This is a genomic window from Streptomyces sp. NPDC047061 (assembly GCF_040643955.1).
Taxonomy (GTDB): Bacteria; Actinomycetota; Actinomycetes; order Streptomycetales; family Streptomycetaceae; genus Streptomyces.
Window position 1 is genome coordinate 15,529 of sequence record NZ_JBEYVI010000038.1, and the last position, 23,120, is coordinate 38,648.

The 23,120-nt window shown below is 73.9% G+C and carries 9 protein-coding genes; all 9 read right to left on the bottom strand.

The genetic code is table 11. From position 1 onward, the window contains the following. Positions 1-11: 11 nt before the first annotated feature. Entirely contained in the window at positions 12-1,301 is a 1,290-nt protein-coding gene (locus tag ABZ887_RS38870; RefSeq protein ID WP_361300704.1) for an MFS transporter, read from the bottom strand. Then, positions 1,298-8,404: an amino acid adenylation domain-containing protein gene (locus tag ABZ887_RS38875; RefSeq protein ID WP_361300707.1), complete on the bottom strand. Its 7,107-nt coding sequence runs from the start codon at positions 8,402-8,404 to the stop codon at positions 1,298-1,300. Before ABZ887_RS38875 ends, ABZ887_RS38870 begins: the two co-directional genes overlap by 4 nt. Before the next feature lie 35 nt (positions 8,405-8,439). Beyond that, on the bottom strand, positions 8,440-9,471 hold the full coding sequence (locus ABZ887_RS38880; RefSeq protein ID WP_361300710.1) for a TauD/TfdA family dioxygenase: 1,032 nt from the start codon (positions 9,469-9,471) through the stop codon (positions 8,440-8,442). An 11-nt stretch (positions 9,472-9,482) separates the two neighbouring features. Further along, complete coding sequence (locus tag ABZ887_RS38885) at positions 9,483-9,692, bottom strand: MbtH family protein (protein WP_361300713.1); 210 nt, start codon at positions 9,690-9,692, stop codon at positions 9,483-9,485. A gap of 134 nt (positions 9,693-9,826) precedes the next feature. Then, on the bottom strand, positions 9,827-11,068 hold the full coding sequence (locus ABZ887_RS38890) for a cytochrome P450 (RefSeq protein ID WP_361300716.1): 1,242 nt from the start codon (positions 11,066-11,068) through the stop codon (positions 9,827-9,829). Beyond that, positions 11,038-11,832 carry a thioesterase domain-containing protein gene (locus tag ABZ887_RS38895; protein WP_361300719.1) on the bottom strand — a complete coding sequence of 265 codons (795 nt, stop codon included), beginning with the start codon at positions 11,830-11,832 and terminating at the stop codon, positions 11,038-11,040. Before ABZ887_RS38895 ends, ABZ887_RS38890 begins: the two co-directional genes overlap by 31 nt. Beyond that, positions 11,829-13,649 (bottom strand): non-ribosomal peptide synthetase, encoded by a 1,821-nt coding sequence (locus tag ABZ887_RS38900; protein WP_361300722.1) that lies wholly within the window; start codon positions 13,647-13,649, stop codon positions 11,829-11,831. The genes ABZ887_RS38895 and ABZ887_RS38900 overlap by 4 nt, the downstream gene beginning before the upstream one ends. Positions 13,650-13,687: 38 nt before the next feature. Beyond that, positions 13,688-18,208: an amino acid adenylation domain-containing protein gene (locus tag ABZ887_RS38905; RefSeq protein WP_361300725.1), complete on the bottom strand. Its 4,521-nt coding sequence runs from the start codon at positions 18,206-18,208 to the stop codon at positions 13,688-13,690. A gap of 89 nt (positions 18,209-18,297) precedes the next feature. Continuing rightward, entirely contained in the window at positions 18,298-23,013 is a 4,716-nt protein-coding gene (locus ABZ887_RS38910; RefSeq protein ID WP_361300728.1) for an amino acid adenylation domain-containing protein, read from the bottom strand. Positions 23,014-23,120: the final 107 nt, after the last annotated feature.

Below are 23,120 nucleotides of genomic sequence, written 5' to 3' on the forward strand. Positions count from 1 at the left end.
GTCATCAGTCCTTACGACGTCCGGGGAAGGTTGCGGAGGGTGCGAAGGGGGCTCGCGAGCAGGACGAGAGCGGCGGTCAGCAGCACGGCGGACATGATCCAGATGGTGGGTCTGCTGCCCACGGCGCCGCCCAGCCAGCCGCCGAGCAGGGCGCCGACGGGGATCGCCCCGTAGTTGACGGTCGACGCGCTCGCCCGGATCCGGCCGAGCAGGTGGGAGGGGCAGTACGTCTGGTAGAAGCCGGCGACGATGACGTTGCCCGCGACCACGCCGCACACCGCGACGCCCCAGGCGAGGGCGCTCACCATGAGCGGCAACTGCCGTCCCGCGAAGGGCAGCAGGAAGATGAAGGGCGCCACGACCAGCATGCACAGCAGCAGTCCGCGGGCGGTGCCGAACCAGCGGGCGATCCGGCCGGCGACGGCCGCCCCGGCGAGGCCGCCGACGCTCACCACCGCGAACACGGTGCCGACTGCGCCCGGTCGGAGGCCGACGTCCCGCACGAGGAAGACGGTCTGTACGGCCTGGATTCCGTTGAGGGCCAGGTTGGCGAGGGCACCGAAGCCCGCCAGCGTCCGCAGGTACGGGTCGCGGGCCACGAACCGCACGCCTTCGGCGATCTCCCGCCGGAGCGCTCTGCGCTCGGACGGCTCCGGCGGGTTCTCGGGTACGTCGATCCCGCCGAGGCAGAGTGCGGAGACCAGGTACGTCACCGCGTCGAGGAGGACCCCGGTGACCGCGCCCAAGGCCTGGGTGACCAGGCCCGCCACACCGGGTCCCGCGACGTCCGCCGCCGATTCGGCGCCGTGCAGCTTGGCGTTGGCCTCCAGCATGTCGTCGTCGGTCACGAGCGCGGGCAGCAGCGCCGTGTAGGCGGTGCTGAAGAACACCTTCGCCGCGCCGGAGAGCAGGGCGACGAGCACGACCTGGGTGAGGGTGAGCACCCCCAGCCAGGCGGCCACGGGAACACTGCCGAACAGGAGCATCAGCGCCAGGTCGCAGACCAGCATGGTGCGGCGGCGCGGCCAGCGGTCCACCCAGGCACCCGCCGGGAGGCCGATGAGCAGCCACGGTGTCCAGGCCGCCGCGGTCAGTACGCCCATCATGAACGGGGAGGCGTGCAGCGTGACCACCGCCACCAGGGACAGGGACACATGGCCGACCGCGGTGCCCAGGCCGCTCGTGGTCTCGCCCAGCCACAGCCTGCGGAAGTTCCGTTCGGACCACAGGCCCAGGCGGCCGCGGGCGGGCCGCCCGTCCTCCCGCCCGGGGGCGGCGGGATCGGCGTACGCGCGGCTCATCGGTGCTCTCCCGGCTGTGCGGTGCGGAGTTTCTTGGCGACCGCTTCCGCGATCAGGGCGATCGGACCGGGCCGGGTCATCGCGCCGTGCTCGCAGGCGAGCAGGTCGTGTTCGATCAGGCCGGTGACGTACGGCCGCCAGGCGCTCTCGTACGGCCAGTCGGCGGGCTTGTCGAGCGCGGCGCCGATGAACAGGGCGTCGCCCCGGTAGACACCGGGCACGTGTGCGGCCAGCAACCTGTCGTGGTCGGCGAAGACCCGGGGCAGGACGTCGACTGCGTCGCCGAGCATGGCCCGCAGGGCCTCCGGTACGCCCCCGTCGCCGCCATGTCCGTCCGCGCTCTCCCCGCTGTCCTCGCCGTCCCCGGCGTCCTCGCGGTCCCCGCCGGCCGCCTGGCCGTCGGTGGCGTAGCCCAGTGAGGCCAGCAGTGCCGCGAGCGGGTCCGGCCGTTCCGCTGGGCCCGACGTGTCGCCGCGGTCGGGGGCCGGGGTCGGCGGGTAGCCGTCCAGCAGGATCAGGGAGCCGGGCTCCTCGCCGTCCGCCTGGAGCCGTACGGCCATCTCGTGGGCGACGACGGCGCCGAAGGACCAGCCGAGCAGGTGGTAGGGGCCCTGGGACTGGACGGACCGGATGTGCCGCAGGTAGGTCGCGGCCAGTGCGCCGACGCTGTCGGGGGTGGCGCCCCGCAGGCCGGGGGCCTGGAGGCCGTAGACCGGGTGGGCGGTGTCGATGTGGCGCAGCAGGCCGGAGTAGACCCAGCTGATGCCGGCTCCCGGATGGACGCAGAACAAGGGGGTCGCGGTGCCGCCGGTCCGCAGCGGCAGCAGGGTCCCGAGGGAGTCCTGCGGTCCGCGCTCGGTGTCGAGGTGGCGGGTGAGACCGGCGGGGGTGGGGTGTTCGAACAGGGCGCGGATGCCGATGTCCTCGCCCAGCACGGCGCGGATCCGGCTCAGCAGCCGGGTCGCCAGCAGCGAGTGGCCGCCCAGGGCGAAGAAGTCGTCGTCCACCGAGACCGACTCCAGACCCAGCACGTCGGCGAACAGACCGCACAGGGTCTCCTCGCGGGGGCTCGCCGGCGCCCGTCCGGCCGCCGTTCCCGCGAAGCGCGGTGCGGGCAGCGCCGCGCGGTCCAGCTTGCCGTTGACGTTCAGGGGCAGCGCGTCCAGCACCGTGACCGACGCCGGGACCATGTACCCGGGCAGCGCACCCGCCGCGAACTCCCGTACGGCGGTGCCGTCGGCCTCGCCGGTCACATAGCCGGCCAGCCGCCCCTCGTGGGCGACGACCACGGCCTGCGTCACTCCGGGGCAGCGGGCCAGTACCGCCTCCACCTCGCCGAGTTCGATGCGGAAACCGCGGATCTTGACCTGGTGGTCCGTGCGTCCCAGGTACTCCACCTCGCCGTCCGGGCGGCGGCGCACCAGGTCGCCGGTGCGGTACATCCGCTCCCCCGCCGCGAACGGATCGGCGACGAACCGCTCGGCGCTGAGGGCGGGGCGGTTCAGATAGCCGCGGGCGATGCCCGCGCCGGCGAGGTACAGCTCGCCCGCCACACCGACCGGGACCGGGCGTAGGCCCTCGTCCAGCACATGGGCCCGGGTGTTCGTCAACGGCGTCCCGATCAGCGGGGTTTCGTGTTCGGCCAGCCGGGCGTGGAGGGCGTCGACGCTGTACTCGGTGGGGCCGTAGAGGTTGTGGCCGGTCACTCCGGGGGTCTCGCGCACGGCGGTCCACAGGGCCGGTCCTGCGGCCTCGCCGCCGAGCATCAGGACCGGGAGCGGGCGTCGCTCCAGCAGCCCCTCCTCGAGGAGTTGCTCTGCGTAGGTGGGGGTGACGTCCATGGCGTCGATCCCGGTCTCGGCCACGTGGCGCACCACGGCGGCGGCGTCACGGCGGCAGTCGTCGTCGAGCAGGTGCAGTTCGTGCCCGGCCACCATCCACAGGATTCCCTCCCAGGAGGTGTCGAAGGACAGCGAGGCGGTCAGCGCGAACCTGAACCGCCGCCCCGGGTGGGCGCGTTCGGCCTCCGCGATGGTGGTGGCCCGGTGGAAGGCGTACAGGTTGGCGACGCCCCGGTGCTCGATCACCACGCCCTTGGGCCGGCCGGTCGAGCCGGAGGTGTAGATGAGGTAGGCGGCGTTGCGGGCGCCGGCCCGGGGCGTGGCCGGGCCCGGGTGGCCGGTCAGGGAGCCCTGCTCGTCTTCCGACAGCTGGGGCAGGCCGTCCAGGATGTCCGGAAGAGGCCAGGCGGCGTGGGTCAGGGCGAGCAGCGGGGCGGTGTCGCGGAGCATGTGGGTGAGGCGGTCCGCCGGGTAGTCGGCGTCCAGCGGGAGGTAGGCGCCGCCCGCCTTGAGCACGGCCAGGAGCGCCACGATCGAGCCGGCCGAGCGGTCCAGGGCGAGGGCGACGACCTCCTCGGGTCCGACACCGGCGGCAACCAGCCGCCCGGCCAGGGCGTCGGCGCGGGCGTCCAGCTCCCGGTAGGTCAGCGAGGTGTCACGGCTGACCAGGGCCACGGCGTCGGGGGTCCGGGCGGCCTGTGCCGCGAATACCTCCGGCAGCAGGGCGCGCGACTCGGGGAGGACGGTGTCGTTCCAGCGCTCCAGCGCCGTACGGTCGTCCGCCGTCAGGACGTCCAGGCTGCCGACGGCGCGGCCGGGGTCCTCGGCGACCTGGCTCAGCACGCTGGTGAGGGCGGTGGTGAGCCGCTCGGCGGTCGCGCGGTCGAACAGGTCGGTGGCGTATTCGAGCGCGCCGCCCAGTCCGGTCGTGGCGCCGTCCGGGCCGTGGCGTTCGGTGACATTGAGGCACAGGTCGAAGGGGGAGGTCGTGAAGTCGGTGGTCTCGTGCTCGGCGTGCACCCCGGGGAAGGCGATGTCCGCCTCGGTGGTGTTGTCGTAGGCCAGCATCACCTGGAACAGGGGGTTGCGGGCCGGGGAGCGGACCGGGTTGAGCTCCTCCACCAGCCGTTCGAAGGGCACGTCCTGGTGGGCGTAGGCGGCGAGGTCGGCGGTGCGGACGCGGGTCAGCAGTTCGGTGAAGCTCGGGCGGCCCGACAGGTCGGTCCGGAGGACGAGGGTGTTGACGAAGAAGCCGACCAGGTCGTCCAGGGCGCCGTCCGCCCGGCCGGCCACGGGGGTGCCGACGGGGATGTCGTCACCGGCGCCGAAGCGGTGCAGGAGGGTGGCGAACGCGGCCTGGAGGACCATGAACAGGGTGGCACCGTGGGTGCGGGCCAGTGCGGTGAGACGGGTGTGGAGGGCGGGGTCGAGTTCGAAGCGGACGGTGTCGCCGCGGTGGCCGGGTACGGCCGGGCGGGGCCGGTCGGTCGGCAGGCCGAGTTCGTCGGGGAGCCCGGCGAGGGCGTGCTTCCAGTGGGCGAGCTGCCGGGTCAGGAGGCTGTCGGGGTCCTGGTCGGTGCCGAGCAGTTCCCGTTGCCAGAGCGCGTAGTCCGCGTACTGCAGCGGCAGCGGCCGCCAGTTCGGGGCGGTGCCCGCGCGGCGGGCCCGGTAGGCGGTGAGGAGGTCGTCGAACAGCGGGCGCAGGGAGGCGCCGTCGGCGGCGATGTGGTGGACGACCAGGACGAGGATCTGTTCGTCGGGTCCGTCGGGGATCAGGTGGGCGTGCACGGGGACGTCCGTGGCGAGGTCGAAGACATGGCCCGCGGCGTCGGCGACGGGTATGTCCGCGACGGTCAGCAGCGGGGCGGGCGGCTCGTCGAGGACGTGCTGGTAGGGGACGCCGCCGAAGGTGCGGTAGACGGTGCGCAGGGCCTCGTGGCGGCCGACGACGTCCCTGAGGGCGGCCTCCAGGGCGGTGGTGTCCAGGGCGCTGCGCAGCCGCAGGGCGAGGGAGACGTTGTAGGTGGCGCTGGGGCCCTCGGCCTGGCCGATGAACCAGAGACGCTGCTGGGCGAAGGAGAGCGGGAGCCGCTCCGGCCGGACGGCCGGCCGGGGTGCGGGGCGCGCCGGGGTGCCTGCGGTGCCGTCGGGGAGACGGTCGGCGAGGCCCGCGGGCGTCGGTGCCTGGAACAGTTCGGCCAGCGGGAGCTCGGCGCCCAGGACCGTGCGGATGCGGCTGACCAGCCGGGTGGCCGTCAGGGAGTGGCCGCCGAGGGCGAAGAAGTCGTCGTCGACGCCCACCGAGGCCAGGCCGAGCAGTTCGGCGAACAGGCCGCACAGGATCTCCTCGCGGGGTGTGCGAGGGGCGCGTCCGCCGGCTGGTCCGCCCAGGTCGGGGGCGGGCAGGGCGGCGCGGTCCAGTTTGTCGTTGGCGGTCTGCGGGAGCCGGTCGAGGACCATCACAAGGGGCACCATGTAGCCCGGCAGGGTGCCGACGGCGTACCGGTGCAACGCGCTTGCCAGGTCCGGTTGTTCGCCCGCGGGGGTGCAGTAGGCCACCAGCCGCTTCCCGCCGTCGTCCTCGCGGACGATCACGGCGACCTGGCCGACGCCCTCGTGCCGGGCGAGTACGGCCTCGATCTCGCCGGGTTCGATGCGGAAGCCGCGGATCTTGACCTGGTGGTCGGTGCGGCCGAGGAACTCGACGGTGCCGTCCGCGCGGTGGCGTACCAGGTCGCCGGTGCGGTACATCCGCTCGCCCGGCTCGAAGGGGCAGGCCACAAAGCGTTCGGCGGTCAGGGCGGGCCGGTCCGCGTAGCCGCGGGCGAGGCCGGCTCCGGCCACGTACAGCTCGCCGTGGACGCCCGGCGGCACCGGGCGCAGGCCGCCGTCCAGGACGTAGGCGCGCATGTTGTCGAGAGGGGTGCCGATCGGCACCCGGGTTCCGCCGAGGTCGTCCTCGGTGATCCGGCGGAACGTGGCGAAGGTGGTGGTCTCGGTCGGGCCGTACCCGTTGCCCAGGACCAGGCCGGGGCAGGCGTCGAGGACCCGGCGGAGCATGGCCGGGGCGGCCGCGTCGCCGCCGGTGGTGACCGCGCGCAGGCCGGCGAGGGAGTGCGGGCTCTCCTCGGCGACGACGTCGAACAGGCCCTTGGTGAGCCAGGCCGCCGTCACCGCGTGGCGTTCGATCGTGTCGCGCAGGACGGCCGGGTCGAGGTGGCCGGGCGGGGCGACAACGACGGTGCCGCCGGACAGCAGGGGCGCCCACAGTTCGTAGGTGGCGGCGTCGAAGGCGTGCGGCGAGTGCAGCAGGACGCGGCGGTGGTTCCCGCCGTGCCAGCGGTGGTCGGTGGCGAGGGCGACGACGTCGCGGTGGCGGACCGCGACGCCCTTGGGCTGCCCGGTGGAGCCGGAGGTGTACATCACGTACGCGAGCTGGTCGGGGTGGGCCGCCGGTGCCCGGAATCCGGGTACGGGGTCGCCCTCGGGCCGCATCACCAGGGCGTCGGGGACGAAGCCGAGGTCGTCGCGGTCCGTCAGCAGCACCGGGGCCCCGGCCTGGGCCAGCACCCATTCCAGCCGGTCCGCCGGCAGGGAGGCGTGCAACGGGACGTACGCCCCGCCCGCAAGCACGATCGCCAGCGTGGCGACCACGACCTCGGCCGAGCGCTCCAGCAGCATCGCCACGGGCGTCTCCGGGCCCACGTCCAGCGCGGCGAGCCGGGCCGCGAGGCTCCGTGCGCGGGTCTGCAACTGCGCGTAGGTGTAGGTGACTTCGTCCGACACCACCGCGACGGCGTGCGGGGTGCGTGCGACCTGCCGGGTGAACGCCTCCGTCAGGGTGCCGTCGCCCGGCACCGGGCGTGCGGTGTCGTTCCACTCCCCCAGGATCCGGGCTCGTTCCTCCTCACTCAGCAGGTCGTGCCGGCCGACCGGTACGTCCGCGTCGGCAGTGGCCGCCCTGAGCAGCCGCTCCCAGCGGGCGGCGAACGCCGCGACCGTCCCGGGGTCGAACAGGTCGGCCGCGAACTCGATGGAGCCGGTGATCCCGGCCGGGGCACCGTCCGGGGTGTGGTTCTCCTCCATTCCGATGTTGAGGTCGAACTTCGCGACCCTGATCCCCAGCGGCTCGGGCGTGAAGTCCGGGCCGTCCGGGGCTGCCTGGCCGCGGGAGGCGTTCTCGTTGTTCTGCAGGACGGCCATCACCTGGAACAGGGGGTGGCGGGCCGTCGAGCGGACCGGGTTGAGCTCCTCCACCAGCCGTTCGAAGGGCACGTCCTGGTGGGCGTGGGCCTCCAGGTGGGTCTCCCGGACCCGGGCGAGGAGTTCGGTGAAGGACGGGTCGCCGGAGACGTCGGTGCGCAGCACCAGCGTGTTGACGAAGAAGCCGACCAGGTCGTCGAGTGCCTCCTCCGAGCGGCCCGCCACGACCGAGCCGACCGGCACGTCGGTGCCGCCGCCCAGCCGGGAGATCAGCGCGGCCAGGGCCGCCTGGAGCACCATGAACAGGGTCACCCGGTGGGTGCGCGCCAGGTCCAGCAGCCTGGCGTGCAGGTCCGCGTCGAGGCGCAGGGGCAGCGCGTCGGCGCCGCCGCCCAGGGCGCGCGGGCGGGGCCGGTCGGTGGGCAGGGTCAGTTCCTCGGGGAGGCCGGCCAGCTTGGCCCGCCAGTAGTTGAGTTGACGGGCCATCAGGCTGTCCGGGTCGCTGTCGCTGCCGAGCAACTCGCGCTGCCAGAGCGCGTAGTCGGCGTACTGGACGGGCAGCGGCTCCCAGTCGGGGGCCCGGCCCGCGCGCCTGGCCGTGTGGGCGGTGGCCAGGTCGCGCAGGAACGGCCCCTTCGACCAGCCGTCGCCGGCGATGTGGTGCAGCACCGTCAGCAGCACGTACTCGTCCGGCGCAAGGACGAACACCCATATGCGGACGGGGAGTTCCCCGCGCAGGTCGAAGGGTTCGGCCGCCGCCGCGTCGCGCCGCGCGGGATAGCCGTCGGGGTCGGCCGTGCAGTCGACGACCGTGAAGGAGAGATCCGCCGCCGCCTGCCCGGCGGACACCACCTGTTGCACGGGGACGCCGGCCACGGCCGGGAAGACCGTGCGCAGCGCCTCGTGCCGGGTGATGACGTCCACGACCGCGGCGCGCAGGGCCGCCGGGTCCGGTGCGCCGTGCAGGCGGACCGCGAACGGCAGGTTGTAGAGCGGGCCAGGCCCTTCGATCTGGTCGGTCAGCCACAGACGCTGCTGCGCGAAGGAAACCGGGATCACGGATCTGTCCTTACGTCACGGGCCACGGGGGCTGGTCAGGCGGTGGGCAGGGGTGCGGCGCGGAAGGGGGCGGGCGGCACGCTGGGCCGGCAGTCCAGGACGTCGACGGGCGATCCCATGGCGACGGCGATCTTCCGGTCGCCGCGGAACGGGTCGCGGCCGTGGGCGGCGAGGACGTTGTCGACGAGCATCACGTCGCCCCGCTGCCAGGGTTCGCGGACGGTGGCCGCCTCGTAGACGGCGTTGAGGATCTCCACGTCGTCCCGGGTGAGGGGGGCTCCGTCGCCGACGCCTGTGTTGAAGGGCAGGCCGTCGGGGCCGAACTCGTCGGTCAGAGCCTCGCGGATCATCGGGTCCAGCGACCATTCGTTCCAGAACGCGAGGTGGTTGAACCAGACCTCCTCGCCGGTCTCCGGGTGCGTGATCGTGCCGGGGCGCAGCTGCCGGGTCCGCAGCCGGCCGTCCTCCCGCCACTCCCAGGAGACGAGGTTCTCGGCGCAGTACTCCTCGACCTTCGCCGGGTCGTCGGTCGCGAAGGCCGTGCGCCAGTCCAGGGACACGTACTCCGAGTAGTTCCGGGTGAGCGTCCAGCCGCCGGCACGCACCCGGTCCACGAGGGCGGCGGGCAGGTTCGCCAGGACCTTGCGGCAGTCGACGACGGGGGTGGCACCGCCCTCGGCGGGGGCGGTGAGGCAGGCGAAGAGCAGCTTGCCGGGGAAGGTGAGCGTGTAGCTGTTCTCGTTGTGCATGCGGATCGACTGGTGGGACGGCAGGTCGGTCGAGGAGAAGACCCCGTGGCCGAAGTCGCTGCGCGGGGTGGCCTTCTCCCGGTAGGGGGTGGGCTCGGGCAGCAGCACGTCGCGGACCCGGGCGACGTCCTCGCTGCCGGTGACCGGCAGGCCCCGCAGGAAGATCGCGCCGTGCTCGGCGAGCGCCGCCCGCAACTGCGGACTGTTGCTCTGGAGCCATGCGACGGCCGCGTCCATGTCGTGGACGCCGGTCACGCGGGTCAGGGCCGGGCGGCCGGGAGCCGTCTCCCAGCGCGGGGTGGTCGGTGCGTTCGACACGGCGGGGCCCCCTAGCGGCCGAGGGCGGCGAGCAGGCTCGCCGGGCGGATGTCGGTCCAGTTCTCCTCGATCCAGGCGAGGCAGGCCTGCCGGTCGGCCTCGCCGAAGGCGACCGTCCAGCCGGCCGGGACGTCGATCCACGCGGGCCACAGGGAGTGCTGGTTCTCGTCGTTGACAAGCACCTTGTAGGTGCCGTTCTCGTCCTCGAAGGGATTCGTCATGATGGTCTTTTCCTCCGTCGTGAGCGGGGCGGAAATCGCGGAAATCCGCGATGCAGAACTGCCGTCCGGGCTTTTCGAAGTTATCGGCGCCAGATAGGGCCGACAGGCAGGAATTCCGGCAGGAGAGCGGAAGTTCAGCGGGATCGGTGGGCTCGGCGGGCGAGCAGACGCACCGGGAAGTGGTCCAGGCCGAAGTTGATGATCGAGCGGTTGTACTGGACCGGTCCGGTCGGCTCGATCCGCTCGACGCGGTCCAGCAGGGCCGTGAAGAGTGCGCTCAGTTCCGTCTTGGCCAGCGGGGCGCCGATGCAGTAGTGCGCGCCGAGGCCGAGGGCCACGTGGCGGTTGGGGCTGCGGTCGAGCACGATGTCGTGCGGGCGGTCGAAGGCGGCCGGGTCGTGGTTGGCCGCCCAGGTCCATACGACGACGCGCTCGCCGCGCCGGATGTCGTGGCCGCCCAGCACGGTGTCCCTGGTGGCGGTGCGCAGGGTGTGCAGTCCGACCGAGGTCCAGCGCAGCAGTTCGTCGAGGGCCGGCCCCATCGCGGCCTCGCCGCTCTGCAGCCGGTGCCACAGATCGGGGTGCCGTACGAGCGCGAGCAGGCCCATCACGGCGGTGTGGCGGACGGTCTGGACGCCGCCGACGACGATGTTGTCCAGGTTGAGGACCACGTCCTCGACGGGCAGCAGCCGCCCGGCGATCCGGTACGTGGCCATCATGCTGATGAGGTCGTCACGGGGGTCGGCCCGCCGCTTCATGACCTGGTGCATGAGATACGGGATGAGCCGCTGATGACCTGCTCTGCGCTCCTGCGCGGTGCGGCCGAGGAAGGCGTCGTCGCAGACCTGTACGACCATCTCGCGGTCCTGGTCCGGGACGTCGAGCAGGTCGCACATCACGGTCAGGGGCAGCGGGGAGACGACGTCGACGAGGTCGACCTCGCCCCGCTCCACCGCCGTGGTGACGATCCGGTGGGACAGCTCGGTGATGCCGGGGGCGGCGCCGCGGGCCCCGCCCGGCGAGAGGAACGGGGTGGCGGGCGCCCGGAGTTCACGGTGCCGGGGCGGGTCGGTCAGGGCCATCATGCGGCCCGCGCCGACGGGTGTGTTCCCGGCTCCTGCGCCGAGCAGCGAGCCGCCCTCCGAGCTGTAGGTGGCCGCGTCCTTGAGGACCTCGACGGCCAGGTCGTAGGAGAGCACCGACCAGACCGGCCCGTCGTCGGCGGTCCCGGTGCGCTGGACGGGGCCCGCAGCCCGCAGCCGGTCGACGACGGCGGGCAGGTCGGGGCGGGTCCACAGGGCGGGGTCGCTCAGGTCGACGGGGGCGGCCGGCGCCGGGCCGGAGGTCAGTGGGCGAGGGGCTGTGCTCGTGGCCATCGGGGCTCCCTGGGGGTCGGATCGGGCCGGTGCCCGACGATCGAGGTCAGCAGGCCCACGGGTCCGGGCCGTTGTACGGTCGCCAGCAGATGGCCGCCGGGAACGACCGTGAGGTCGAAGGCGCCCGAGGTGTGCTCCGCCCAGCCCGCGAGCAGGGTGGCGTCGAGCATCGGGTCGGCGTCGCCGGCGACGGCGTGCAGAGCGGTGTCGAGCAGCGGGCCGGGCCGGTACCGGTAGGTGTCGCGCACCGTGAGGTCGCTGCGGATGGCCCGCAGCGCCAGCTCCCGCAACTCCGGCTCCGACGCGACGAGTTCACCCATTCCGCAGGTCCGGAGCAGATCCTCGGCGCCGTGCTGCGGCGGGGTCGGGGCGGACCAGGTGCCGGGCGCGGACGCCGAGGCGGCGATCACCGTCTCCGGGCGGTGCCCGGCGGGCAGGGCGCGTGCCACCTCGTAGGCGAGCAGGGAGCCGAAGCTCTGTCCGTAGAAGCCGAAGCGGCCGTCCAGGTGCGGGAGCAGGGCGTCCGTCACCGTCCGTACCAGCTGGTCGAAGGTGGCGGGCATCGGGTGGCGGCTGCGTCCGCCCCGGGCCGGCATGCGCAGGGCCCACACCTCGGCGGCCGGGGCGAGCGCCTGGGCCAGCGGGGCGAAGGCGGTGGCGTCACCGCCGGCGTGCGGGAAGCAGAACAGCCGGTAGGGGCGGTGGTCCTGGGGTGCGGGCACCAGCAGCCAGTCCCCCTCGATCCGGGGCCGTGGCGGGGTCATCGGGCAGCCGCCGCACCGCCGACGAGGGCCGGCCGCCGGGGCGCCGGGGCCTGGCCTGCCGTGCGGACCGCCTCGGTGAAGTCGGCGAGGTCGCGGGCGTCGAGCAGGTGGCGCAACTGGAGTTCGATGCTCAGGGTGCGGCGCAGGATGTGGATGACCCGCAGTGCGGCGAGCGAGTGGCCGCCGAGGGTGAGGAAGTCGTCGTCGGGGCGGATGTCGTCGCGGCCGAGGACGGTCCGCCAGACGTCGGCGACCTGTTCCGCCAGGCCGGTGCCGACCGGACCGGTGCCCGCCGGACCGGTACCGGTCCCCGACCGGTCCGCCGGCTCCGGCCGGGACGCGGCGAGGGGCGCCGGGGCGGGCAGCGCTGCGTGGTCGAGTTTCCCGTTGGGGGTGAGCGGCAGCGCGTCGAGGACGAGGGCCGTGGCCGGGACCATGTGGGCGGGCAGCAGGGTGCGGGCATGGGCCAGGATGTCGTCGGTGGCGAGGTCCGGGGTGCCGGAGGCGGTGACGTAGGCGATGAGCCGCTGGTCTCCGGGGGCGGCCTCGTGGACCTTGACGGCGGCCTCGCGGATCCGCGGATGACGGGTCAGGGCGCCCTCGATCTCACCCGGTTCGATGCGGAAGCCGCGCAGTTTGAGCTGGCGGTCGGCGCGGCCGGCGAACTCCAGGGTGCCGTCCGGGCGGCGGCGGGCCAGGTCGCCCGTGCGGTACATCCGTGCTCCGGGCGCGAAGGGGCTGGCCACGAAGCGTTCGGCGGTCAGGCCGGGGCGGCCGACGTATCCGTGGGTGACGGTGGGACCGGAGAGGTAGAGCTCCGCGGTGGTGCCGGGGGCCACCGGTCGCAGCTCCTCGTCCAGCAGGTGCGGGGTCACGGCGGGCAGGGCGTCGCCGATGTGCGGCCGGGGCCCGGCGATGCGGGTGGCGGTGGAGTCGACGGTGCACTCGGTGGGGCCGTACAGGTTGAGGGCGTCGGTTCCGCCGCTCGTGATCTCGTCCCAGGTCGCCTGCGCTACGGGCTCGCCGCCCATGAACAGCCGGACCGGGCGGGCGGCGAGCGGCTCGCGCAGCAACTCCCAGTGCGAGGGGGTGAGGTCCAGGTCGGTGACGCCGTGCTCGTCGAGCAGGGCGGCCAGCCGGACCGGGTCGGTGCGGGTCGTGTCGTCGACCACGACGACGGTGTCGCCCCGGCAGACCCGGGCCCACTGCTGGACGGAGGCGTCGAAGGACACGCTCGCGCTCCAGCCGACCACGCCCGCCTCGGACCGGTACATACCGCGTTCCTCCAGGCCGGCCAGGAGGGCGGCGACGCCGCCGCGGGTGGCCTCGACGCCCTTGGGGCGGCCGGTGGAGCCGGAGGTGTAGATGACGTAGGCCGCGTCCAGGGCGGTGACCGGGGTGTCGGGGCCGGGGCCGCCGGTCGCGTCGGGGCCGAGGGCCGGGACTCCGTCGGGCAGCGGGACGGCGCCCGGCTCGGCCGTGAGCAGCAGGGCCAGGCCCGAGTCCTCGGCCATGAAAGCGAGCCGCTCCCGGGGGTAGGCGGGGTCGAGCGGTACGTAGGCCGCGCCCGCCCGCCACACGGCGAGCAGCGCCACCGGCAGGTCGGTGGTGCGGCGCAGGTGGATGCCCACCCGGTCGCCGCGGCGGATGCCGTGGGCGCGCAGTGCGCCCGCCAGCTCCGCGGTGCGGCGGTCGAGTTCGGCGTAGCTGAGCCGGCCGTCGGCGGCCACGACCGCGGTGCGCCCGGGTGTGGCGTCGGCGGCGGCCAGGAACCGGGTCAGCGGATCGGCCGGACGGGGGCCGTGGGTGTCGGTCATGGGGCTTGTCTCGCTCTCTTCTCGGTCTGCGCGGGTGGTCACAGGGCCACGTCCATCGCGTGGAGCGCGGTCTCGTAGGCGTCGAGGTAGGCCTCGGCGAGCGCGTCGGGCACCACGGACCGCTGGTGGTCCACGGCCAGCAGGACACGGTCGGAGACGGGGTCCTGGATCAGTGAGGCGCCGAAGGCGAAGCTGTTGGGTTCGTGGCGCATCGTGGGTTCGCAGCCGATCCGGTCGTCCTCGATCCGCGCGTCGCCGAGGTGTCCGAGGGCGTGGAAGCGCAGGAAGCCGAACTGGCTGTCCAGCCGGGTGCCGGTCATCAGCCGGGCCAGCCGGGCGATCGGGACCCGGCGGTGCGGCATCATGTCCAGCTCCTCGCGGTGCACCTCGCGCACCAGCGCCAGCGGATCGTCGCGGACCGCGCCGGTTGCGGCGACCAGGGGAACGGTGTTGAGGAAGAGCCCGTACACCTCGGTGCCGCCGCGCCGTTCGAGGCGGCCGTTCATCGCGAGGCCCGTGGTGATCCGGCGGCGGCCGGTGATCGCCCCCAGCGCGTGCACGTGGGCGGCGAGCGCCACGGACTTGACGGGCACGCCGGTGGCGTCGGCCACGCGCCGCAACTGGCCGGGGGCCTCGGACAGCACCCGCTCCACGATGCGGGCCAGCTCGTGGGTCTCGCCGGCACCGTCCCACAGCTCGCCGCTGACGCCGTCGAGTTTGCCGCCCCAGTACGCGAGGGACGCCGGATCGGCCGCGGCCTCCCGCTCGACGGCCACGAAGTCCCGGTAGCGGGAGCCCGGCGGAGCGGCGGGGGCGCTCTCCGGGTGGGCCGACAACTCGGTGTGGCGGGCGAGGAGTTCGGCGAGGAGCGAGGTGAAGCTCCAGCCGTCGAGGATAGCGTGGTGCTCGGAGACGGTGAGCTGGAAGGAGGTGTCGGTGAGCCGCTGCACGGTGATCCGGAACAGCGGCGGTTCCAGCAGGTCGAAGGGGGTACGGCGGTGGTGTTCGAAGACCGTCGTGATCGCCGCGTCCTGCTCGTGGGCGGCCAGCCGCCGCAGGTCGTCGAAGGTGACGGGGGGTGCCAGGTCGCCGTGCACGAGTTGGAGGGGTTCGGCGTAGCCGGAGATGTCCAGGCCGGTCCGCAGGACGGGGTGGCGGGTCATCGCCTCGGTCACGGCCCGGCGGAACGCCGTCTCGTCGAGCGGTGCGCTGATCCGGTAGCTGTTGACGTTGTGGTAGCTGTCGGTCGATCCTGCGATCTCCATGTGGAAGACCATGCTGAGCTGCATCGACACCATCGGGTACGCGTCCACGACCCCGGCCGGGAGCTCGGCCCGGGTCTCGGCGTCGATCAGCGAGAAGGGGCCGTCGGCGGTGTCCGCACCGGTCACCGGGCGGGCCAGTGGCGCCAGGGCGGCGATGGTCGGCGCGTTGAAGATGTCCCGGAGGGTGACCGTCCAGCCGGCCTCGTGCAGTTCTCCGGAGAGCTGCACGGCGCGGATCGAGTCGCCGCCGAGGTGGAAGAAGTCGTCGTGCGCACCGATGCCGGAGACGCCCAGGACCCGCGACCAGACGGCGGCGAAGTCCCGCTCGGTGTCGTTGCGGGGGGCCACGTGTCCGGCCGCGGAGCCGGTGGGCGCGGTGCCGTGCGGGCTCGGGTCGGGCAGGGCGCGGCGGTCGACCTTCCCGTTGACGGTGAGCGGCAGGGTGTCCAGGACGGTGACGGTCGCCGGGATCATGTAGTCGGGCAGGGAACGGGCCAGGAACTCCCGCATCCCGGCCGGCTCGCGGCCGGTGACGTAGGCCGCCAGCCGCTGCTGGTGGACGGTGACCACACAGGTGTCCACGTCGGGGTGGGCGGCCAGGGCGTTCTCGATCTCGCCGAGTTCGATGCGGAAGCCGCGCAGCTTCACCTGGAAGTCTGCGCGCCCCAGGTACTCCAGGCCGCCGTCGGGCAGCCGTCTGGCCACGTCCCCGGTGCGGTACATCCGGGCGCCGGGAGCGGAGGCGTGGGGGTCGGCGACGAAGCGCCCGGACGTGAGGCCGGGCCGGTCCCAGTAGCCGTGGGCGAGGCTGCCGCCGCCGATGTACAGCTCGCCGGGGACGCCCACCGGGCAGGGTCGCAGCCAGTCGTCGAGGACCATCGCGCCGAGGTGCGGCATCGGTGTGCCGATCAGACTGCGGTCGAAGTCGTCGGCGGCGGGGCCGAGGTCGTGGGTGGTGACGTGGACGGTGGTCTCGGTGATCCCGTACAGGTTGCACAGCCGGGCCGGGGGCAGCGGGTCGAGGGCGTTCCAGCGCCGGACCACGGCGGGGTCGAGGGCCTCCCCGCCGAGCATGATCTGTTTCAGCGCGGGCAGGGCGCGCGGCCGTTGCCGCAGGGCGAGTTCGAGCTGGCGGAGCGCGGACGGGGTCAGGCACAGGAACGAGACGCCCTCGGCGGCCAGCAGTTCCGTGAACTCCTCGGGCGAGCGGCTGGTCAGGTACGGCACCACGACCAGCCGTCCGCCGTGCAGGAGGGCGCCCCACAACTCCCAGACCGTCCAGTCGAAGGCGTAGCTGTGGAAGAGGGTCCACACCTCGTCGGGACCGAAGGCGAAGTGCCGGGCGCCGGCGTCCATCAGGCGGCTGACGTGTTCGTGGGCGACCGCGACACCCTTGGGCCGGCCGGTGGAGCCCGAGGTGAAGATGATGTACGCGGTGTCCGAGGGGCGTGCCGCAACGGCGGGGCGGGTGGCCGGGAGGGACGCCAACTCTCCTTCCTGGAGGGTGGGTTCGAACAGCTGCCAGGGGCCGGCCGGGACGCGGTCGGGCCGGTCGGTGACGACGACCCGGACCCCGGTGTCCCCGAAGACCATCGCGGCCCGGTCGGCGGGGGCGGTCAGGTCCACCGGTACGTAGGCCGCGCCGGTCTTGAGCACGCCGAGGACCGAGACGGGGATCTCGTGCGTGCGGTCGAGGAGCAGGCCGACCCGGTCGCCGGGACGGACGCCGCGGGCGATGAGCGCGTGGGCCAGCCGGTTGGCCCGCTCGTCCAGTTCCGGGTAGGTCAGGGACCGGTTGCCGAAGGTGAGGGCCGTGCGGGTGGGGTGCGCGTCGGCCGCGTCCTCGAACAGCCGGTGCAGAAGGCGGCCTTCGGGTATGCGGACGGGGGCTGCGGGTGGCTCCGGGTCGGCCGCCCGGGTCAGTTCACGCACGGTACGGCCGGTGTCGTCGAGGGCGGCGGCCAGCAGGGCCCGCCAGTCGTCGGTCATCCGCCGTACCGTCGCGGCGTCGAAGAGGCCGGAGCTGAACTCGACCTCGCCGCGCAGCTCGCCGTCGTCGTAGACGGACCAGGTCAGGTCGAACTTGCTGGTGCCGTTGGCGTGCACCCGCCGGTCGGCCGAGGCGGGTCCGAAGGCCAGCGGCGCCCGGTTCTCGGTGTGGGAGCCGAAGACGACCTGGACGAGCGGCGGGTGGGCGGCGGAGCGGTCCGGGGCGAGCTGGTCGACGATGGTGTCGAAGGGCACGTCCAGGTAGCCGTACGCCTCGAAGGCGACGTCCGAGACGTGGGCGAGGAGTTCACGGAAGGTGGTGCGGGCGCCGAGCCGGATGCGCAGCGGCAGCAGGTTGACGAAGTAGCCGACCAGGTTCTCCAGTTCCGGCCGGTCGCGGGTGGTGACCGGGGTGCCGATCACCATGTCCTTGGCGCCGGTGTGGCGGTTCACCAGGAGCGCGAAGGCGGCCAGTTGCACGATGAACGGCGTCACGCCCTCGCTCTCGGCCAGCGCGCGGACCCGCGCCGCGGTGCCGGCCGGCAGGTCGAAGGGCTCGGTGCGGCCGAGGTGGCCGCGCTCCGCCGGGCGGGGCCGGTCGGCGGGCAGCTCCAGCAGGCCGGGGGCGCCGTCCAGCCGGTCCTTCCAGTAGGCCAGGTGGTCCTCGAAGGAGCGGTTCTGTTCCCCGGTCGCGTAGTCGGCGTACTGGACGGCCAGGTGGGGCAACCGGGGCTCGCGGCGTTCCGTCAGGGCGGTGTAGGTCTCCGCCAGTTCCGCCTCGAAGACGTCGGCCGACCAGCCGTCCCAGACGATGTGGTGGACGACGAGGACGACCGTGGTCCCGGTGTCCGACCGCAGCAGGGCCGTCGCCCTCAGCAGCGGTCCGGCGGCCAGGTCGAAGGGGGCCGACGCCTCGGCGGCGAGCCGCTGCCCGGCCTGCCGTTCCCGCTCGTCCGCCGGCAGGTCCCGCAGGTCGACGACGGTCAGCGGGATCGTGAGGTCGGGGTGGACGAGTTGGCGGGGGCCTTGCGGACCCAGGGCGAAGGTGGTGCGCAGCGCCTCGTGGCGGGCGACGACGGTGTTGAGGGAGCGCTCCAGGAGCGCGGTGTCGAGGGGGCCGGTGAACTCGAAGACCCAGGGGGTGTTGTAGGTGGCCGTCCCGGGGTGCCAGCGGTCCAGGAACCACAGGCCGCGCTGGAGGCCGGAGAGCGGTGCGGTTCTGGCGGGTGCCGGGGCCGATGGCCGCGTGGGGACGGGCGGCGGGGTGGGAACCGGCGGCGGGGCCGTGTCCGTGGGCGAACTCACTGTCCTTCTGCCTTCCTTGTCGGGGCGGGGTGCCGGTCCGTCGTGGAACCGGCACGGGGCGCGTGTCGGACACGCGGTGTGCCGTGTGCTCAGGCCGGCAGCAGTTCGGCGATCGCGCGCACGGTCCTGGCCCGGAACACCAGGTGCGGCGGGACGCGGGTGCCGGTCTCCCGGGACAGGCGCATCGCGACGCGTACGGCCGACAGGGAGTTGCCGCCGATCCGGAAGAAGCTGTCGTGGCGGCCCACCTCGTCCAGGCCGAGGATCTCCCGCATCACGTCGGCCACCAGGCGTTCCCTGCCGACCAGGGCGGCGGCTCCGTCCCCAGCGGTGGCGGTGGCCGGGGCCGGCAGGGCGCGGCGGTCGGCCTTGCCGTTGGCGTTCAGGGGCAGCGCGTCGAGGACGTCGACGGTGGCCGGGACCATGTACTCCGGGAGCCGCCCGGACAGGTACCGGAGGAGGGCGTCGGGGTCGGCGGTCGCGGAGCCGTCGGTGACGGCGGTGACGGTCGTGACGTAGGCGGCGAGCCGCCGGTCCCCGGGGGCGGGTTCGTAGACCGTGACGACGGCTTCCCGGACGTCCGGGTGACGGGTGAGGAGGTCCTCGATCTCGCCCGGTTCGACCCGGAAGCCTCTGATCTTGACCTGGTCGTCGGCCCGGCCGGTGATCTCCAGCGTGCCGTCCTCCGTGCGGCGCCCGAGGTCCCCGGTCCGGTAGAGCCGCTGCCCGTAGCCGCCGGGATCGGCGACGAAGCGGGTGGCGGTGAGGCCGGGCCGGCCCGTGTAGCCGAGGGCCAGGCCGCAACCGGAGGTGTAGAGCTCGCCGGTGACGCCGGGTCCGACGGGCCGCAGGGCCTCGTCGAGGACGAGGACGTCCTTCCCGTGCAGGGGACGGCCGATGGGGATGGAGGCGGTCGTGACGTCCTCGGGCAGGACGGTGTGGCAGGTGGTGAGGCCGAGGCTCTCGACGGGGCCGTAGCCGTTGGCGACCCGGAGTCCGGGGAACATCTCCAGCGCCTTGGCGACATGGGTCACCGAGGCCCGCTCGCCGGCGGTGAAGGCGGTGCCCAGTCCGGCGAACGTGTCCGGGAACTCCTCCAGGAGGAAGTTGAACAGGCTGGCGGAGAGCTGGAGTTGGGTGACCCCGTGGCGGCGGGTGAGTTCGGCGACGGTCTGCGGGTCGGGCCGCTGCCCGGGTTGCAGGACACAGGTGCCGCCGAACATCAGGGCGCCGTACAGCTCGAGGGCGAAGGCGTCCCAGGACACGGGTGAGCACTGGAGCCAGACCTCGTCCGGGCCGAACCGGGCGTAGTCCTGGCCCGCGTAGGTGCCGGTCAGGGCGCGGTGCGGCACGGCGACGCCCTTGGGACGGCCGGTCGAGCCGGAGGTGAACATCACGCAGGCCAGGTCGTCGCCGGTGACGGGCAGCCCGGGGTCGTGCTCCGGGTGGCGGGCCAGCTCGCCCGCGACGGCGTCCAGGTCGATGTGGGCGCCCTGCCAGGCGAAGGGGACCTCCTGTCCGCGGTGGGTGATCAGGTGTCCGGCGCCGCTGTCAGCGGCGGCCCCGGCGAGCCGTTCGGCCGGGAAGTCGGGATCGAGCAGGGTGTATCCGGCGCCGGTCTTCAGTGCCGCGAGCAGGGCCACGACGAGGTCGGGGCCGCGTTCGACGAGCACCGCGACGACCGTGCCGCGCCCGGCGCCCCGGGCGGCGAGGTGGTGGGCGAGCCGGTTGGCCCGTGCGTTGAGCTGTCCGTAGGTGAGTTCCTCGTCTCCGGCGATCAGGGCGGTGGCGTCCGGGGTGCGGGCGGCGGCCGCCTCGAACAGGGTGTGCGCGGGGGCGGCGACGGCCGCGGCCAGGGCGCCCAGCCAGCTGTCGCAGAGGGCCGCCATGGTCTCCGGGTCGAACAGGTCGCTGTCGTACTCGAAGCGGCCGGTGAAACCGGTGCCCAGGTCGTCGACGGAGACCGACAGGTCGAACCGGGAGACCCCCTGCATGTGGAGCTCACGGGTGACGGGGATGCCGTCGACCTCCAGCGGCCGGGTGTCCAGCGGGTGGAGTTCGAGCAGGACCTGGCAGAGCGGGTTGCGGTCCCGCGGCGGGTCGGTGACGGTGCGGTCGACGATCGTGTCGAAGGAGGCGTCCTGGTTGCGGTAGGCGCCCACCGAGACGTCCCGGACGTGGCGTACGAGGTCGCGGAACGGCAGGTCGGGGTCGACCCGCAGCCGTAGCGGCAGCAGGTTGACGAAGTAGCCGATCAGGCCGGCCGCTCCGGCCCGGCCGCGCACGTTCACCGGGGAGCCGATGACCATGTCCCGCTCCCCCGAGCGCCGGTGCAGCGTGGTCGCCAGGGCGGCGAGCAGCACCATGAACGGGGTGGCGTCCTCCTCGCGGGCCAGCTCGCGCACCGCCCGCGCGATCGCGTCCGGCATCGTGAAGCTGTGGTGGGCGCCCCGGAACGCCTGGAGTTCGGGGCGGGGCCGGTCGGTGGGCAGCGCGGTGGTCTGCGGCACGTCCGCCAACTGCTCGGCCCAGTAGGCGAGCTGGGTTTCGGTGGCGGCGGCCACGGCGTCGTCGTACTGCCAGGCGCTGTAGTCGGCGTACTGGGCGTCGAGTTCGGCCAGCCGGTGCGGGCGCCCGGCCCGCAACGCCTCGTAGACCTCCTTGAGTTCGGTCTCCAGGACCGACAGCGAGCCCTCGTCCCAGACGATGTGGTGCATGACCAGGAGGAGCACCGTCCCGCCGTCCGGCACGCGCAGGACGTGGGCGCGCAGCAGCGGTCCGGTCTCCAGGTCGAACGGTTCGACGGCGGCCGTCGCGATCAGCTCGCCGGTCCGCTCGCGGGAGGCCTCGGTGACGGTGAACGGGACGGTGACGCGCTCGCGCACGACCTGGCGGGGGCCGTTGTCGTCGAGGACGAAGCAGGTGCGCAGGCTCTCGTGCCGGGCGACCACGGTCTCCAGGGCCCGGTGCAGCAGGCCGAGGTCGGGGTCCGTGGCGAAGCGGAACACCCAGGGCACGTTGTAGGTGGCCGAGCCCGGGTTCCACTGGTCGAGGAACCACAGGCCGCGCTGGTACGCCGACAGCGGTGCCTCGGTGCGCCCCGACCGGGTCAGGGCCGGGAGCCGTTCGCCCTCGGGGGCGGTGGCGACGGCGGCGAACTCGGCGAGCGTCGGGGCCTCGAAGATCGCGTACGGGGAGACCACGCCGAAGACGTCCGCGACCCGCCCGACGACGCGCACCGCGGTGAGCGAGTCGCCGCCGAGGTGGAAGAAGTTGTCGTGGACGCCGACGTCGGGCACGCCCAGGACGTCGGACCACACCCCTGCGAGCAGCCGCTCGGCCTCGGTGCGCGGGGCGACGTACCCGTCCCGCACCGACGCGTTCCCGGCGCCCGGGTCCGGCAGGGCCGTGCGGTCGATCTTGCCGCCCGCGGTGAGCGGGAAGGCGTCCAGGACGGTGAGGCTGCCGGGGACCATGTGTTCGGGCAGGCGGTCCGCCAGGAACGCGCGGATCTCTCGGTACTCCGGCGGCACCGGCGCGGTGGTGGTGGCGTAGGCGGCGAGCCTGCCCTCGTGGGCGGTCACCACGCAGGTGGCGACCGACGGGTGGGCGGCCAGGGCCTGTTCGACCTCGCCGGGCTCGACGCGGAAGCCGCGGATCTTCACCTGGTGGTCGGTGCGCCCGACGAACTCCAGGGCGCCGGAGGCCCGCCGCACCAGGTCGCCCGTGCGGTACATGCGGGCACCCGGCACGGCCGAGAACGGGTCGGCGACGAAGCGCTCGGCCGTCGCCGCGCTGCGGCCCCAGTAGCCGGAGGCCAACAGCGGGCCGCCGACGTGGAGTTCGCCGGCGGTGCCGTCGGGGACCGGGCGCAGGGCGTCGTCCAGCACGTACAGGGCGCGGTCGCCGAGCGCCTCGCCGATGGGGACGCGGCGCTCGCCGTCGGCCGGGTCCGCGGGCTCGCGGACGTCCTGGACGGTCGCGGTGATCGTCGTCTCGGTCGGTCCGTACGCGTTCAGCAGCGGGACGCCGTCGGTGAGTTCGGTCCAGGCGGCCGCGGTCTCCGGGTACAGCCGGTCGCTGCCGGAGATCATCAGCCGCAGCGACCCGGGGACGCGGGCGCCGGCCCGCAGGGCGGCGACGACCTCCTGGAAGTAGCCGGCGGACAGGTTGGCGACCGTGACCTCCTCCGCAGCCAGCAGGGCGAGCAGTTCACCGGCAGCCAGGAGCCCCCGCTCCGGTACGACCAGGCAGGCGCCGGTCGTCAGAGCCGTCAGGACCTGTTCGACCGCCACGTCCACGGACGGCCGCGCCAGGTGCAGGACGACGTCCCGGTGGGTGATGCCGAACCGGGCGGTGGCCGCCTCGATGTGCTCCGCCAGCACGGACGCGGCGACGTGGACACCCTTGGGGCGGCCGGTGGTGCCCGAGGTGTGGACGAGGTAGCCGGAGCCGCCGGCCGTGCCGGACCCCGCGGCCCCGGCGGTGAGTTCACCGTCGGTCAGGAAGGCCGTCGCCCCGGCGTCCCGGACGATGAACTCGGTGCGCTTGGCCGGGGCGTCGGCGTCGACCGGCAGGTGGATCCCGCCGGCCCGCAGCACGGCCAGCAGCCCGGTCACGTGGTCGAGACGGTCCCGGCCGGAGACCGCGACGACCTGGCCCGGGGCGATGCCCGCCGCCAGGGCACCGGTCAGCCCGTCGAGTTCGGCGTAGGTGAGGGTCCGGCCCGCGGCGCGCACGGCGGGCCGGTCGGAATGGCGGCGTACGGCCGCCGCGAATGCGAAGGGAATACCGCGTGAGGACATGGGTTCACCCCGATGATGGAATGGCCCGCAGAATGGGCGACGCGAGAAACGCTAGGCCGCGCTCATCCGGTGGACGGGCAGATGGAGAGGAAGAAGAACGGCAATTT

Excerpts from the sequence above, each read along its gene's own strand:
- ABZ887_RS38870 (WP_361300704.1), bottom strand. The coding sequence starts at position 1,301 with ATGAGCCGCGCGTACGCCGATCCCGCCGCCCCCGGGCGGGAGGACGGG.
- ABZ887_RS38885 (WP_361300713.1), bottom strand. The coding sequence starts at position 9,692 with ATGACGAATCCCTTCGAGGACGAGAACGGCACCTACAAGGTGCTTGTC.
- ABZ887_RS38890 (WP_361300716.1), bottom strand. The coding sequence starts at position 11,068 with ATGGCCACGAGCACAGCCCCTCGCCCACTGACCTCCGGCCCGGCGCCG.
- ABZ887_RS38895 (WP_361300719.1), bottom strand. The coding sequence starts at position 11,832 with ATGACCCCGCCACGGCCCCGGATCGAGGGGGACTGGCTGCTGGTGCCC.
- ABZ887_RS38900 (WP_361300722.1), bottom strand. The coding sequence starts at position 13,649 with ATGACCGACACCCACGGCCCCCGTCCGGCCGATCCGCTGACCCGGTTC.
- ABZ887_RS38910 (WP_361300728.1), bottom strand. The coding sequence starts at position 23,013 with ATGTCCTCACGCGGTATTCCCTTCGCATTCGCGGCGGCCGTACGCCGC.